This is a genomic window from Streptomyces sp. NPDC057280 (assembly GCF_042668605.1).
In the GTDB taxonomy this organism is placed as follows: Bacteria; Actinomycetota; Actinomycetes; order Streptomycetales; family Streptomycetaceae; genus Streptomyces.
In genome coordinates this window covers 1-13,978 of record NZ_JBHUYR010000015.1, presented here as the reverse complement: position 1 = coordinate 13,978, position 13,978 = coordinate 1, and the positions used below count along the sequence as shown (strand labels likewise).

Annotated in this window: 14 protein-coding genes; 8 read left to right on the top strand and 6 right to left on the bottom strand. The window is 71.9% G+C overall.

The annotated features are described in order from the left end of the window. The first annotated feature begins 114 nt into the window (after window positions 1–114). Window positions 115–384, top strand: coding sequence for a hypothetical protein (locus ACFUO4_RS42785; protein ID WP_059196633.1), 270 nt, complete (start codon window positions 115–117; stop codon window positions 382–384). Between the two features lie 235 nt (window positions 385–619). Here ACFUO4_RS42785 and ACFUO4_RS42780 read toward each other — a convergent pair whose 3' ends face one another. Both ACFUO4_RS42780 and ACFUO4_RS42775 read right to left on the bottom strand, forming a co-directional pair. Further along, window positions 620–1,402, bottom strand: coding sequence for an ABC transporter permease (locus ACFUO4_RS42780; RefSeq protein ID WP_383495923.1), 783 nt, complete (start codon window positions 1,400–1,402; stop codon window positions 620–622). Continuing rightward, window positions 1,399–2,343: an ATP-binding cassette domain-containing protein gene (locus tag ACFUO4_RS42775; RefSeq protein WP_079310714.1), complete on the bottom strand. Its 945-nt coding sequence runs from the start codon at window positions 2,341–2,343 to the stop codon at window positions 1,399–1,401. Before ACFUO4_RS42775 ends, ACFUO4_RS42780 begins: the two co-directional genes overlap by 4 nt. A 63-nt stretch (window positions 2,344–2,406) precedes the next feature. Between ACFUO4_RS42775 and ACFUO4_RS42770 the strand changes: the two genes are divergently transcribed. Beyond that, window positions 2,407–3,123, top strand: coding sequence for a TetR/AcrR family transcriptional regulator (locus ACFUO4_RS42770; RefSeq protein WP_383495919.1), 717 nt, complete (start codon window positions 2,407–2,409; stop codon window positions 3,121–3,123). Between the two features lie 62 nt (window positions 3,124–3,185). Here the strand turns inward: ACFUO4_RS42770 and ACFUO4_RS42765 are convergent, their stop codons facing one another. The 3 genes from ACFUO4_RS42765 to hmgA are packed head-to-tail and all read right to left on the bottom strand — an operon-like array spanning window position 3,186 to window position 6,460. Continuing rightward, window positions 3,186–4,340, bottom strand: coding sequence for a type ISP restriction/modification enzyme (locus ACFUO4_RS42765; protein ID WP_383495916.1), 1,155 nt, complete (start codon window positions 4,338–4,340; stop codon window positions 3,186–3,188). A 26-nt stretch (window positions 4,341–4,366) separates the two neighbouring features. Continuing rightward, window positions 4,367–5,116, bottom strand: a complete 750-nt coding sequence (locus tag ACFUO4_RS42760; RefSeq protein ID WP_079310717.1) for a GntR family transcriptional regulator — start codon at window positions 5,114–5,116, stop codon at window positions 4,367–4,369. Between the two features lie 27 nt (window positions 5,117–5,143). Beyond that, window positions 5,144–6,460, bottom strand: a complete 1,317-nt coding sequence (gene hmgA, locus ACFUO4_RS42755; RefSeq protein WP_383495913.1) for a homogentisate 1,2-dioxygenase — start codon at window positions 6,458–6,460, stop codon at window positions 5,144–5,146. A gap of 173 nt (window positions 6,461–6,633) precedes the next feature. Between hmgA and ACFUO4_RS42750 the strand changes: the two genes are divergently transcribed. From ACFUO4_RS42750 to ACFUO4_RS42725, 6 genes are all read left to right on the top strand, one after another. Beyond that, window positions 6,634–7,239, top strand: coding sequence for a hypothetical protein (locus ACFUO4_RS42750; RefSeq protein ID WP_383495910.1), 606 nt, complete (start codon window positions 6,634–6,636; stop codon window positions 7,237–7,239). Then, window positions 7,236–7,865, top strand: coding sequence for a TetR family transcriptional regulator (locus tag ACFUO4_RS42745; protein ID WP_383495907.1), 630 nt, complete (start codon window positions 7,236–7,238; stop codon window positions 7,863–7,865). The genes ACFUO4_RS42750 and ACFUO4_RS42745 overlap by 4 nt, the downstream gene beginning before the upstream one ends. 94 nt (window positions 7,866–7,959) lie before the next feature. Continuing rightward, window positions 7,960–10,191 (top strand): molybdopterin oxidoreductase family protein, encoded by a 2,232-nt coding sequence (locus tag ACFUO4_RS42740; RefSeq protein ID WP_383495904.1) that lies wholly within the window; start codon window positions 7,960–7,962, stop codon window positions 10,189–10,191. A gap of 122 nt (window positions 10,192–10,313) precedes the next feature. Then, window positions 10,314–11,720, top strand: coding sequence for a CitMHS family transporter (locus tag ACFUO4_RS42735; protein WP_383495901.1), 1,407 nt, complete (start codon window positions 10,314–10,316; stop codon window positions 11,718–11,720). Window positions 11,721–11,742: 22 nt separating this feature from the next. Then, complete coding sequence (locus ACFUO4_RS42730; protein ID WP_383495897.1) at window positions 11,743–12,981, top strand: MFS transporter; 1,239 nt, start codon at window positions 11,743–11,745, stop codon at window positions 12,979–12,981. Window positions 12,982–13,083: 102 nt separating this feature from the next. Next, window positions 13,084–13,695 carry a hypothetical protein gene (locus ACFUO4_RS42725; protein WP_079310721.1) on the top strand — a complete coding sequence of 204 codons (612 nt, stop codon included), beginning with the start codon at window positions 13,084–13,086 and terminating at the stop codon, window positions 13,693–13,695. A gap of 187 nt (window positions 13,696–13,882) precedes the next feature. On the opposite strand, the gene ACFUO4_RS42720 is transcribed toward ACFUO4_RS42725, so the two are convergent. After that, window positions 13,883–13,978 (bottom strand): BBE domain-containing protein (locus ACFUO4_RS42720; protein ID WP_383496128.1); only part of this gene is annotated, 96 nt, incomplete at its 5' end.

Here is a 13,978-nt window from a genome sequence, read left to right as displayed (position 1 = left end):
CGTCAACGCCCTTACGGGGAAGGTGAATCCTGTGACCTCGATACACGAGTGCCCCGTGGGGGCGATAGGGTTACCCTGCCCGGGCCGGGTGGACTCGTACGGGTGGGGAGTGACATGGAACAGATAACAGTGCGGAGCAGGGCGAGGGTCCCTGCGATCACCTGCGGGAGCAGCGCGACCAGTTCGCGTCTCGACCGCCATCTCGCGGTGCTGGCGGGTCCCGCCGTGCCGCAGCAGAAGACGGCCGAGGCCACCACGCTGATGCGGGAGCTGACAGCGCGTGAGCCCGTACGCAACCACAGCGACCAGAAGGCGCGGGTCCGTCGGGTCTCGCTCTTCGCGCCGCTGCGCCGACTGCGTCGTTCGCTGTTCGGCGGGCACTGAGCTCCCGACTCGCGCCCGGGCGGTCGCACCGGTCCGGCACGGCGCCGCGACCCCGTCGTCCGTCATCCCCACGGCATGCGGCACCCTCCGGGGTGACCGCCCGGCGCGAGTACACGTCATCCCCCCGCCCCGCTCGAACTCGGCGGCGACGCCCACCCGTTGACGAAGAAGCCCCGGGTCCTCCCGGGGCTCCTCTGTGGCGCGACCGCTCAACTCACCCTTCGGTCACCGCGGTTCACCCCTCGCCGCGCGCGTACCGGCGCACCCCGAGCGGCATGAACACCGCCAGCAGCACCGCGCACCAGGCCAGCGACCCGGCCACCGGATGCGCCACCGGCCAGGCGGCACCCGCCGGGACCGGCGCGTTGCCGAACAGGTCCCGCAGGGCCGTGGTGAGCGCGCTGATCGGATTCCACTCGGCGATCGTGCGCAGCCACCCCGGCAGGTTGCCGGTCGGGATGTAGGCGTTGGACAGCAGCGGCAGCATGAACGTCGCACTGCCCAGCTGACCGGCCGCCTCCTCGCTCCGCGTCAGCAGCCCGAGGAAGATCCCGGCCCAGGTGCACGCGAAGCGGAACAGCAGCAACAGCCCCACGGCCGCCACCGCCGCGAGCGCCGATCCCTCGATCCGCCACCCCACCGCGAGCCCGACGAGCAGGAACGGCACCGTGCCGACGGCCGTGACGATCACGTCCGCCACCGCCTGTCCCACCGGTACGGCGGCCCGGCTGACCGGCAGGGTGCGCAGCCGGTCCGTCACACCCCGGTGGACGTCCTGCGCGGCCTGGAACATGCCGGTCATGATCCCGTTGGCGGCGGTCGCCACGAGGAGTCCCGGCACCAGGAACGAGCGGTACTCCGCGCCCGGCATCGCCAGCGCGCTGCCGAAGACGTAGCCGAAGAACAGCAGCATGCTGATCGGCATGGTCTGGGTCAGGATCACCAGCGCCGGGTTGTTCCGGACCCGCAGCAGCTGGCGGCCGAGCATGGCCGTCCCGTCGAAGGCGAGGGTGCTCATACGGCGACCTCCTGTTCGGCCGTCAGACGCAGGAACACGTCGTCGAGCGTGGGCGGTTTCAGGCCGGCGTCGAGCAACGGCACTCCGGCCGCGTCCAGTTCGCGCACCAGTCGGGGGAGCGTGAGTGTGGTGTCCCGGGTGACCGCGCCGACGGCCATCCGCTCGTGGTCGAACGTCGGCCGTCCGCCGGTGAGCCGGTCGAGCACGCCCGCCGCCTCGACGAGCGCCTCCGGGCCGGCGACGACGACCTCGACGTAGGTGCCGACGACCGCCTTGAGCTGGGCCGGTGATCCGGTGTGCGCGACCCGGCCCCGGTCCACCAGGGCGATGTCGTCGGCGAGCTGGTCCGCCTCCTCCAGGTACTGCGTGGTCAGCAGAACTGTCGTGCCGTCCGCCTTGAGCTCGCGCACCGCGTCCCAGATGGCGCCGCGGCTCGCGGGGTCGAGGCCGGTCGTCGGCTCGTCCAGGAAGAGGATCTCCGGGCGGCGCACCAGGCTCGCCGCGAGGTCCAGGCGGCGGCGCATCCCGCCCGAGTACGTGGCGGCGGGCCGGTCGGCGGCCTCGGCCAGTCCGAAGCGCTCCAGCAGCTCACCGGCCCGCTCGTTCGGCGCCCGCATCCGGTGCAGCCGGGCGAACAGCCGCAGGTTCTGCCGGCCGGTGAGGTCCCCGTCGACCGACGCGTACTGCCCGGTCACCCCTATGGCGCGGCGTACGGCCGCGGCCTCGCGGACCAGGTCATGCCCCGCGACCCTGGCCGACCCGGCGTCCGGACGCAGCAGCGTCGTCAGCAGCCGTACGGCCGTCGTCTTGCCGGCCCCGTTCGGCCCGAGCACCCCGCAGACCGTGCCCCGCGGTACGGCCAGGTCCAGCCCGCGCAGGGCACGCACCTCGCCGAACCGCTTCTCCAGACCCTCACTAAGTACAGCGTACGTAGTAGTCATGAGCCGACCATAGCGCACTACGTACGCTGTACGTAACTAGGATGGTGGCCGAGGTGATGATCGATGGCGGGCCGAGCGGCCGTACCCGAAGTGATCTGGGCGCGCCCCGAGCGCGCCGGCCGTGGGCCGAAGCCGGCGTACACCCGCGCCGACATCGCGGCGGCGGCGGTGCGGATCGCCGACGCGGAGGGCCTGGACGGGGTGTCGATGCGACGGGTCGCGGCCGAGCTGGGCTGCGGGACGATGTCGCTCTACAACTACGTCCCCCGTAAGGAGGACCTGTACGAGCTGATGATCGACGCGATCGGCGCCGAGCACGAGATCCGGGAGCCCTCGGGTGACTGGCGGGCCGACATGCTCCGCAACGCGATGGAGACGCGCGGGATCATGCACCGGCACACCTGGGTGCCGCGGCTGATGTCAGGGTTCTACGGCTTCAGCCCCAACAGCCTGCGCTACCTGGAGCACTGCCTGGAGTGCCTGGAGCCGCTCGACCTGCCGTACGCCGCCAAGACCGAGCTGGTCGCGCTGCTCAACGGGGTCGTGACGACGTACACGGCGAACGAGATCGCCACCGCCGAGCGCACCCGCTCGCTGCCGTGGTCCGAGGAGGAGGAGAACGCGGTGCGGATCGCCTACCTCGGGAGTCAGGTGGCGACGGGGGCGTATCCGAGGCTGGCGGCGGCGTTCATGGAGCAGAGCGGGCCGATTGACCTGGAGGGGGTGTTCCGGCGGGCGTTGGAGCGGGTGTTGGACGCCTTTGACCCGGAGCGGGGGTGAGTGGCCGGTTGGCTGCGGGTCCGTTGTGGCTGGTCGCGCAGTTCCCCGCGCCCCCAAGGGCGTCAGATCAAGCCTAGTTGACCCTCTGGGCCTTCCTCTTGGTGGTCGAGAACCGATGCCGGCCGCCTTGCCCAGTCCGGCACCGGCAGCACGCCCGCCCTGCGCAGATCCGCCGTCTTGATCGCGGACGTCAACTCCTCCTGGGGCGGCTTCACTTCCGCCAGCAGTGCGAGGACCGTGATCAGCTCCAGCAGTTCCGACGTCCACGTCTGGGTCCAGGTCGCCGGGCGGATCGCCGCCAGTGTGCCCGGCTCGGGCTCCGCCGTCCGGGCCGTGAACCACTCCTCCAGGACCCGGACCCCACCCACCTCGTAGTCCCACGCCTCCGGCGGTACCGGCGAGATGCGGCCCTCGTCCAGGTGGAGGGTCTCCTCGTCGCGGTCGTAGTGCAGGGTGAGGGGGCGGGACGGCAGGGGAGCGCGGACGTAGGGGCGGCGGCCGCCCGGCAGCCTGGGGCGCTCGCCGTCGCGGCGCATCAGCCACAGCAGGCGGTGGCCCGACTCCACGCCCAGCGCCCAGAGTTCGGGGTCGTCGGTGAGCGGGACGGCCAGGTCGGCGCGGATCGCCGTCATGATCCAGGCGAGGACGTCCAGGGCGGACGGGGCCCGGCCGAGACGCTCACCCAGGTACGCCGACAGTCCCGGCGCCAGATTCGGTTCGGTGCCTCCGGGACGGCGGTAGAGCGGGCGGACGCGGCCGGGCCGCAGCAGCGGGAACAGTGACGTGGCGAGCAGCAGCGGGCCAGGACCGCCGCCCGCCGTCTCCGCCACGAACACCTGGTCGTCGTCCGCCACCCGCCACAACTCCGGGCGGGCGGTGTCGATCAGACGGTGGTCGGGGATCAACCACTGTTCGTCGAAGGGGGCGTACAGGACACGGACGGGCTCGGGGCAGGGGCCGGCCGCCCGGACCAGCTTCTCGGTGCCACCGGTCCGCCCCGGCAACTGACCCACCGCCGAGCGCAGGGTGCGTGAGCGCGTCGGCTCGAACAGGGCCTCGCGGTCCGGTCCCTCGGCCTTCAGCAGCGCGTCCCAGCGGGCTTTCAGGGATGCGGAGTCCGGGCCCGCCGGCCACCCCCGGCCGAGCCGCGGCGGTGCGACGGACCACGGCATGAGGTCCGCCAGCAGCGGAGCGTCGTCGTGCGTCACGCTGGGCATCGTACGACTTCGGTACGACACGGGCGTCAGGTCGCCTCCAAGGTCACCGTGAAGGAGAAGCGGTCGCCGCGGTAGTGGATGACCGCCGCGTCGAGCACCTGCCCCTCCGGGTCGTAGGTGACACCCGTGTAGTGCAGGATCGGGCTGAGCAGCGGGACTTGGAGCAGGCGGGCCGTCTCCGGGTCCGCCAGGCGGGCCTCCACCGTGTCCGTGATGCGGCTGATCTCCGCGCCGACGACATCGCGCAGCACCTTGGTCATGGGCCAGCGGACGAGGTCCTCGGGGTCGATGCGGGCGGCGAGTTCGGGGCGGACCCAGTTGCGGGCGTGGTTCGTCGGCTCGCCGGTCTTCTCGTCCGAGCGCAGCCGGTGGTACGTCCCCACCTCGTCCAGCTCGGGGAAGTGCTCGGCGAGTTCGCCCGGCACCGGCCCCCTGCCGTGCGCGAGCAGCTGCGTGGTCATGCCGGACTGCTGGGCCACGATCGCGTCCACCGAGCCGAGCAGCCGCACCGGCGCGGTCCGCAGCGCCTTCGGCTCGATGAACGTGCCGCGCCGGCGGTGGCGGGTGATCAGCCCCTCGTCCTCCAGCTCCTTCAGCGCCTGCCGCATCGTCAGCACGCTCACCCCGTAGTGCCCGGCCAGCTGCTCCTCGGTGGGCAGCCGCAGCGGGTCCTGGGGCGAACGGCCCAGTATCGAGGCGCGCAGCGACTGCGACACCTGATACCAGAGCGGCAGCTTGCGGTTCAGGACGATCGAGTCCGGGGCGAAGGAGGTCACAGGGCCATCCGTACCGGTCGGGGATCTTCAGTGCAAGGGGCGGAAGTGGCGCTCCATGCCCTGCCACACGTCGTCGTAGTGCCGTTGCAGATGGTCCGCCTGGGCCGCGTGCGCGGTGAGCGTCAACGGCCACCGCGTCTCGAACATGAACGCCAGCCCGTCGTCCACCTTCTGCGGCTTCAGCTCGGCCGCGCTCGCCTTGTCGAACGTCTCCCGGTCCGGACCGTGCGCCGACATCATGTTGTGCAGCGAGCCGCCGCCCGGCACGAACCCCTCCGCTTTCGCGTCGTACGCGCCCTCGATCAGGCCCATGTACTCGCTCATCACGTTCCGGTGGAAGTACGGCGGCCGGAAGGTGTCCTCGCCCACCAGCCAGCGCGGCGCGAAGACGACGAAGTCGACCCCGGCCAGCCCGGGGGTGTCGCTCGGCGACGTCAGCACCGTGAAGATCGACGGGTCCGGATGGTCGTACGAGATCGACCCGATGACGTTGAAGCGGCGCAGGTCGTAGACGTACGGCACGAGGTTGCCGTGCCAGGCGACCACGTCCAGCGGGGAGTGGTCGTAGGTGGCCGTCCAGAGGTTGCCGCAGAACTTGTTCACCACCTCCACCGGGCCCTCGACGTCCTCGTACGCGGCGACCGGCGCCTTGAAGTCGCGGGCGTTCGCCAGGCCGTTGGCGCCGATCGGGCCGAGGTCGGGGAGGTGGAAGGGGGCGCCGTAGTTCTCGCAGACGTAACCGCGGGCCGACGCGTCGAGGAGTTCCACCCGGAAGCGGACGCCGCGCGGGATCAGGGCGACATGGCCGGGCTCGGCGTGCAGCAGCCCGAACTCGGTGCGCAGCAGGAGGCCGCCGCGCTCCGGGACGATCAGCAGCTCGCCGTCGGCGTCGCTGAAGACCCGGTCCATGGAGTCGGTGGCGTGGTAGAGGTGCACGGCCATGCCGGTGCGCTGGGCGGCGTCGCCGTTGCCGCCGAGGGTCCACAGGCCGGCCAGGAAGTCGGTGCCGTCCGCGGGCTCGGGGAGGGGGTTCCAGCGCAGCCGGTTCGGGTCGGGGACGGACTCGGTGAAGGGGGCGGTGCGGATCCAGCCGTTGTGGGTGTGGGTGAACGCCGGGTGGGTGGCCGAGGGGCGGATGCGGTACAGCCAGGAGCGGCGGTTGTGCGCGCGGGGCTCGGTGAACGCCGTGCCGCTCAGTTGCTCCGCGTACAGGCCGAGGGGGGCGCGCTGCGGTGAGTTGCGGCCCTCCGGCAGGGCCCCCGGGACCGCCTCCGAGCTGTGCTCGTTGCCGAACCCGGAGAGGTAGGTGAGTCCCTCCGCGGTCTTCCGCGCGTCCCCGTTCATGATCGCTCCCTTGCGGTCCGATTCCTATGGTCCACCGTAGGATTGCGATTTCGCCTCCGCAAGAGGTGGTCCCGCAGTCCTGCCCTCCTCGGTCCTGCCCTCCTCATCAGGGAGGAGGAGAACCCACCTCCAGGGGGATCCGACTTCCGGACGGTTGTTCTACTCTCGCGGTCATGACGTGGACGCGGGCCCTCCCGGCCGCGCTCGCGGTCTGTGTCCTGGTACTGGCCGGAACCGCGAGCTGCAACTCCGGCGATGCGGGGCAGAAGGAGACAGCGGTCTCACCCTCACCGGTGGGCAAGGTCCTCAAGGACACCGACGAGGAGGGGCGGCACTACCGCGAGGTGGACGGCAAGGACGCCCCCCAGGTCGGCATCGAGGTCAAGCCCGACACCGACGCCGGCTGGGACGTACGCCTGACCCTCACCCGCTTCCGCTTCTCCCCGGCGGGCGCCCGGCCGGCGCCGGTGGAGGGGCGCGGGCTCGTCCACCTGTACGTCGACGGCGACCTCGTCACCCGGCTGCGCACCCCCGAATACCGCATCCCCGGCGACCTCGTCCCGCGCGGCACCCACACCGTCACCGCCCGGCTCTACGCCGACGACGGCACCGTGTGGGCGGTCGACGGCGACCCGGTGGAGAGCACGGCGGACATCACGGTCTCGGGTGCGGAGGGTGCGCCGGACGCGTCGGTCTCCCCGGCCGCACTGAGTGCACCGGGCACGTATGTGCGTACTGGGGGGCGAGGTTCACCGGACCGCGCCGGAAAGGCATCATGAAGCCCGTGCCCCACGCGACACCCGCGACCCCCGAGACATCGCTGCGCCGAGCGCCCGTGCAGCGGCGCAGCGCCGAACGGCTGACCAGGATCCTCGACGCCTGCGCCGACCTCCTCGACGAGGTCGGCTACGACGACCTGAGCACCCGCGCCGTCGCCCAGCGGGCCGGCGTGCCCATCGGCTCCGTGTACCGCTTCTTCGGCAACAAGCGGCAGATGGCCGACGCCCTCGCCCAGCGCAACCTCGAACGCTTCACCGAACAGGTCGGCGAACGCCTCAAGGGCGCCGACGGGGGCTGGCGGGACGCTCTGGACGCGGTCCTGGACGAGTACCTCGCCATGAAGCGCACCGCGCCCGGCTTCTCCCTCGTCGACTTCGGCAACCAGATCCCCGTCGGCGCCCGCGCCGAACCCAACCACCGCGTCGCCGACCGCCTCACCGAACTCCTCTCCGGCTACCTCCACCGCGAGCCCGACGAGGATCTGCGCCGCACTTTCCTGATCGCCGTGGAGACGGCGGACGCCCTGGTGCATCTGGCGTTCCGGATGGCGGCGGACGGGGACGACCGGATCATCGCGGAGGCCCGGGAGATGATCCGCGCCTACCTCGCGCGCGTGCTGGACTGACCACGGTCCGCACGGCCCCCGTGCGGGGGCTCCCCTCCATGCCTACTGGTCGGTATGCTCGGCCGGGACAGGCACCGCTGCCCCGGGAGGACCCGTGTCCCGCACCGCCCTGCGTATCTGCCCCCTGTGCGAGGCCACCTGCGGCCTGACCCTCACCATCGAGGGGACCCGGGTCACCGGCGCCCGCGGCGATCGCGACGACGTGTTCAGCCAGGGGTTCATCTGCCCCAAGGGCGCCTCCTTCGGCGCCGTCGACGGCGATCCCGACCGGCTGCGCACCCCGTTGGTCCGCAAGGACGGCGAGCTGCGCGAGGCCACCTGGGAGGAGGCCTTCGACGCGGTCGCCGCCGGCATCCGGCCGGCCGTCGAGCGGTACGGGCCGAACGTCGTCGGTGTCGTCCTCGGCAACCCCAACGTGCACACCATGGCCGGCGCCCTCTACCCGCCGGTGCTGCTCGCCGGCCTCGGCACCCGCAGCGTCTTCACCGCCTCGACGGTCGACCAGATGCCCAAGCACGTCTCCAGCGGGCTCCTCTTCGGCGACGCCAACGCCATCCCGGTGCCCGACCTCGACCACACCCACCATCTGCTGCTCATCGGGGCCAACCCGCTGGAGTCCAACGGCAGTCTGTGCACCGCCCCCGACTTCCCCGGCAAGCTCAAGGCGCTCAAGGCCCGCGGCGGCACCCTCACCGTCATCGATCCGCGCCGCACCCGCACCGCCAAGCTCGCCGACCGCCACCTCGCGATCCGCCCCGGCGCCGACGCGCTGCTGCTCGCGGCGATGACGTACACCCTCTTCGAGGAAGAGCTCGTGGACACGGGGGAGTTGACCCCGCATCTCCAGGGGATCGACGAACTCCGGGACGCCGTCGCGGACTTCACCCCGGAAGCCGTCGCCGACGCCTGTGACGTCGACGCCGCCACCATCCGCACCCTCGCCCGCGAGCTCGCCGCCGCGCCCACCGCCGCCGTCTACGCCCGCATCGGCAGCTGCACCGTCCCGCACGGCACGCTCGCCAGCTGGCTGGTCGACGTACTGAACATCCTCACCGGGAACCTCGACCGGCCGGGCGGCGCCCTCTTCCCGCAGGCCGCCACCGACCGCACACCCCGGCCCGCCGGACCCAGCCACGGCTTCGCGCTCGGGCGCTGGCACTCCCGGGTGAGCCGGCACCCCGAGGCCAAGGGCGAGCTGCCGATCTCCGCGCTCGCCGAGGAGATCGACACCGCGACCGAGGAGGGCGAGCCGATCCGGGTGGTCGTCACCGTCGCCGCCAACCCCGTCCTGTCGGTGCCCGACGGCGACCGGCTCGACAAGGCGCTCGGCGGGCTCGACTTCATGGTCAGCGTCGACCCCTACCTCAACGAGACCTCGCGCCACGCCGACGTGGTCCTGCCCCCGCCGCCGCCCTCGCAGAGCCCGCACCACGACTTCGCCTTCAACACCCTCGCCGTCCGCAACCAGGTCCGCTACACCCGCCCCGCCGTCCCGCTGGAGCCCGGCCGGATGGCCGAGACCGAGATCCTGGCCCGGCTGGTCCTCGCCGCCACCGGCATGCACGGCGCCGACCCGTCGGCCGTGGACGACCTGGTCATCGGGCAGACCCTCGGCAAGGCCGTCAAGGAGCCGCACTCGCCCGTGCACGGCCGTGACGCCAAGGAACTCGCCGGGCTGCTCACCGGCGTCACGGGCCCCGAGCGACGGCTCGACATGATGCTGCGCCTCGGCCCCTACGGCGACGGCTTCGGCGTACGGCCGGACGGGCTGAACCTGGAGAAGCTGCTGGCGCATCCGCACGGCATCGACCTCGGACCGCTCGCCTCCCGGCTGCCCCAGCCGCTGAAGACCCGCAGCGGGAAGGTGGAGCTGCTGCCGCAGCCGATCGCCGACGATCTGCCGCGTCTGCGGCAGGCCATGGCCGAGCGGGCGGAGGGCCTGGTTCTCGTCGGCCGCCGCCATCTGCGCTCCAACAACAGCTGGATGCACAACGTCCCCGCCCTCACCGGCGGCACCAACCGCTGCACCCTGCACATCCACCCCGAGGACGCCGAGAGTCTCGGGCTCGTCGACGGACAGCCGGTCGGGGTGAAGGGCGCCGGGGGAGCGGTGACCGCGCCCGTGGAGATCACCGACACCGTGCGCCGGGGCGTGGTCAGCCTTCCGCACGGCTGGGGTCACGACCGCCCCGGCACCCGGATGAACCACGCCGCCCAGGACCCCGGTGTCAACGTGAACCAGCTGCTCGACGGCCGTCTCCTGGACCCGCTGTCAGGCAACGCGGTCCTCAACGCTGTCCCGGTCGAGTTGATCACAAAGCCGTGACCTGCAGTTTTGCGCTTATTGCTCGCGCGTCAACGTCTTGTTAACACCGCTTGACGGCACCTAACGTCCATCGCACCGCCGGCCCTGGTGGGAGTTCAAGGGCGAACGTTAGGTATCCACTCATGCTGACCATCCTCGGCTTCGCCATGATCGCGACCTTCCTGGTCCTGATCATGATGAAGAAGATGTCGCCGATCGCGGCGCTCGTACTGATCCCGGCACTGTTCTGTGTGTTCGTCGGTAAGGGCGCCAAGCTCGGTGACTACGTCATCGACGGCGTCACCAGCCTCGCCCCCACCGCGGCGATGCTCATGTTCGCGATCGTCTACTTCGGTGTGATGATCGACGTCGGCCTCTTCGACCCGATCGTGCGGGGCATCCTGAAGTTCGCGAAGGCCGACCCGATGCGGATCGTCGTCGGCACCGCGATCCTCGCCGCGATCGTCTCCCTCGACGGCGACGGCTCGACCACCTTCATGATCACTGTCTCGGCGATGTACCCGCTGTACAAGCGCCTGAAGATGAGCCTGGTCGTGATGACCGGTGTCGCCGCCATGGCCAACGGCGTGATGAACACCCTGCCGTGGGGCGGCCCGACCGCCCGTGCCGCCACCGCGCTCAAGCTCGACGCCAGCGACATCTTCGTCCCGATGATCCCGGCCCTCGCGGTCGGTCTGGTCGGCGTGTTCGTCATGTCGTACTTCTTCGGGCTGCGCGAGCGCAGGCGCCTGGGCGTGCTGACGCTGGACGAGGTCCTCGTGGAGGAGACCGTCGAGGAGAAGGAGTCCGAGACCGTTCTCGTGGGCGCCGGCTCCGGTCACACGAAGGCTCCTGTGACCTCCGGAGGAGCCGGCACCGGCGCCGAGGACGACGAGGAGCAGGAGCGCTTCACGGTCCTCGACCCCCAGCGCGCCACCCTGCGTCCCAAGCTGTACTGGTTCAACGCCCTGGTCACCGTCACCCTGCTGACCGCCATGATCATGGAGTGGCTGCCGATCCCGGTGCTGTTCATGCTCGGTGCCGCGCTCGTGCTCACCGTCGACTTCCCGCACATCCCCGACCAGAAGGCCCGGCTCGCCGCCCACGCCGACAACGTCCTGAACGTCTCCGGCATGGTCTTCGCCGCCGCCGTCTTCACCGGCGTCCTGCAGGGCACCGGCATGGTCGACCACATGGCCCGCTGGATGGTCGACGTCATCCCCGAGGGCATGGGCCCCCACATGGCCCTCGTCACCGGCCTGTTGAGCCTGCCGCTCACCTACTTCATGTCCAACGACGGCTTCTACTTCGGCGTCCTGCCGGTCCTCGCGGAGGCCGGCGCCGCCCACGGCGTCTCGCCGCTGGAGATGGCCCGCGCCTCCCTCGTCGGCCAGCCGCTGCACATGTCGAGCCCGCTCGTCCCGGCCGTGTACGTCCTGGTCGGCATGGCCAAGGTGGAGTTCGGCGACCACACCCGGTTCGTGGTCAAGTGGGCCGCCCTCACCTGCCTGATCATCCTCGGGGCGGGCATCCTCTTCGGCATCGTCTGATCAGCGGAGGGAGAAACCGATCATGGTGCCCGGTGGGAACCGCGGCTGGCTGCTCCGCCTCGTCATCGCCTTCGGCTTCGCGCAGGGGGCGGTGTCGATGGCCCGGCCCGCCGTGTCCTACCGGGCCCTCGCGCTGGGTGCGGACGAACAGGCCATCGGCGTCATCGCGGGGGTCTACGCCCTGCTCCCGCTCTTCGCCGCGGTCCCGCTGGGCCGGCGCACCGACCACGGCCGCTGCGCACCCCTGCTGCCCGTCGGCGTGGTCCTGATAGCGGGCGGCTGCGTACTGAGCGGTGTCGTCAACTCCCTGTGGGCGATGGCGATCTGGAGCGGCGTGATGGGCCTCGGCCATCTCTGCTTCGTGATCGGCGCGCAGTCCCTGGTCGCCCGCCAGTCCGCCCCGCACGAACAGGACCGCAACTTCGGCCACTTCACCATCGGCGCCTCCCTCGGCCAGCTCGTCGGCCCGGTCGCCGCGGGCGCGCTGATCGGCGGCAAGGACATGGCCGGCACCAGCGCGCTCGCCCTGCTCGTGGCGGGGGCGGGCGCCGCGGTCGCGTTCACCTCGCTGTGGCGCATCGAGGACCGTACGGCGGTCAAGTCCCGTACGGGACAAGGCGACCGGGTCCCGGTCGGACGCATCCTGCGGGCCCGGGGCGTCCCGGCCGGCATCTTCATCAGCCTCGCCGTCCTCTCCGCGACCGACATCCTCACCGCCTACCTCCCGGTGGTCGGCGAACACCGGGGCATCGCCCCGTCCGTGATCGGCCTCCTGCTCAGCCTCCGCGCGGCGGCCACGATCGCCTGCCGGCTGGTGCTGACCCCGCTGCTGCGGCTGCTGGGCCGCGCCATGCTGCTGACGGTCACCTGTCTGCTGGCGGCCGTGCTGTGCGCGGGCATCGCGCTGCCGGTGCCGGTGTGGGCGCTCGCGCTGATGCTGGCCGTGCTCGGCTTCTGCCTCGGCGTCGGGCAGCCGCTGTCCATGACGACGGTCGTGCAGGCGGCGCCCGACGGCGCCCGCTCCACCGCCCTCGCCCTGCGCCTGACCGGCAACCGCCTCGGCCAGGTTGCCGCGCCGGCCACGGCGGGCCTGGTCGCGGGCGTCGCGGGCGTGGCGGCGCCGTTCGTGATGCTGGGCGCGCTGCTGCTCCTGTCGGCGGGGGTGGCCCTGCGGTCGCCGACGCGGCAGGCCGGGGAGGCGGGGGCGGCGCCGGGGGTCCGCCGTTCGGGAGCGGCGGTGGGCCGTAAGGAGGACGCCTGACGGAGTGTCGGGCCGGGTTCTCCCACATCGGGCAGCACATGTGACACAGAGTCAGACGCGATGCGATTTGTATGAAAATCGCCTGACTCGGAGGACATACGCATGCCCATCGCCGTTCGCCCCCGCCGCGTTCGCGGCCGTACCGCAGCCCTCGCGGCGCTCACCGTCGCCGGCACCGCACTGATCGGCGCGCCCGCCGTCGCGGCTCCCGGGGACAACGGGGACGTCAAGATCCACGAGGTCGGCACGCCCTTCAACGACCAGCGCGACGAGCCGAAGGTCTGCGACTTCTACCTCGCGGCCTTCAACTTCGACGACAGCGAGCACTTCACCTGGACCATCGACGGACAGAGCAACGGCCCGAACGCCGGCACCGGTCACCTCTCCGGCACCCTGACGGCCGACAGCAACGGCGATGCGCACAGCCTGCCTCTGGGGCTGCCCAACGGCCTGTACAAGCTCGTCTGGAAGGGCGACAACTGGCAGGGCGCCGGCAAGCAGAAGGTGTTCACCGTCGACTGCGCGAGCCCGAAGCCGACGCCCAGCATGCCGGGCGGCGGTCCCGGCGGTCCGAACGGTGGCCCGCCGGCCGGCGGTGGCGGACTCGCCCGGGACGCGGCGATGGGGCCGGTCGCCGGTGCGGCGGCAGTGGGCCTGGCCGCGGTCGGCGGGGCGGTGTGGTTGCGGCTTCGCCGTCGCCCGCATGGCGCGTAGCAGTCCCGGGCACGCGCCTCGGCGCGGACGCCGGCCCGGGCCGCGGCGCCCGACGCGGGCCTACCGGCTGGCGCGGACGGCGGCGATGGCCGGGTGCCTGGTCCTGGCCGGCGTGCTGTGGACGCACGACGAGGATCCCGGTGGGGCGGGGGGGGCCCCCCCCCCGCGGGTCGGGGGGGGGGGGGGGTCAGGCTATGGACTGGGCGAAGGTGAAGTAGCGGTACGGGTCGTAGCTGGCCTTGACGGCCTGGAGGACGGGGTAGTTGCGGCCGTAGTACGCCTG

Excerpts from the sequence above, each read along its gene's own strand:
- ACFUO4_RS42785 (WP_059196633.1), top strand. The coding sequence starts at position 115 with ATGGAACAGATAACAGTGCGGAGCAGGGCGAGGGTCCCTGCGATCACC.
- ACFUO4_RS42750 (WP_383495910.1), top strand. The coding sequence starts at position 6,634 with ATGACGTGGACGCGGGCCCTCCCGGCCGCGCTCGCGGTCTGTGTCCTG.
- ACFUO4_RS42770 (WP_383495919.1), top strand. The coding sequence starts at position 2,407 with ATGGCGGGCCGAGCGGCCGTACCCGAAGTGATCTGGGCGCGCCCCGAG.
- ACFUO4_RS42780 (WP_383495923.1), bottom strand. The coding sequence starts at position 1,402 with ATGAGCACCCTCGCCTTCGACGGGACGGCCATGCTCGGCCGCCAGCTG.
- ACFUO4_RS42765 (WP_383495916.1), bottom strand. The coding sequence starts at position 4,340 with ATGCCCAGCGTGACGCACGACGACGCTCCGCTGCTGGCGGACCTCATG.
- ACFUO4_RS42735 (WP_383495901.1), top strand. The coding sequence starts at position 10,314 with ATGCTGACCATCCTCGGCTTCGCCATGATCGCGACCTTCCTGGTCCTG.
- ACFUO4_RS42730 (WP_383495897.1), top strand. The coding sequence starts at position 11,743 with ATGGTGCCCGGTGGGAACCGCGGCTGGCTGCTCCGCCTCGTCATCGCC.
- hmgA (WP_383495913.1), bottom strand. The coding sequence starts at position 6,460 with ATGAACGGGGACGCGCGGAAGACCGCGGAGGGACTCACCTACCTCTCC.
- ACFUO4_RS42745 (WP_383495907.1), top strand. The coding sequence starts at position 7,236 with ATGAAGCCCGTGCCCCACGCGACACCCGCGACCCCCGAGACATCGCTG.
- ACFUO4_RS42775 (WP_079310714.1), bottom strand. The coding sequence starts at position 2,343 with ATGACTACTACGTACGCTGTACTTAGTGAGGGTCTGGAGAAGCGGTTC.
- ACFUO4_RS42725 (WP_079310721.1), top strand. The coding sequence starts at position 13,084 with ATGCCCATCGCCGTTCGCCCCCGCCGCGTTCGCGGCCGTACCGCAGCC.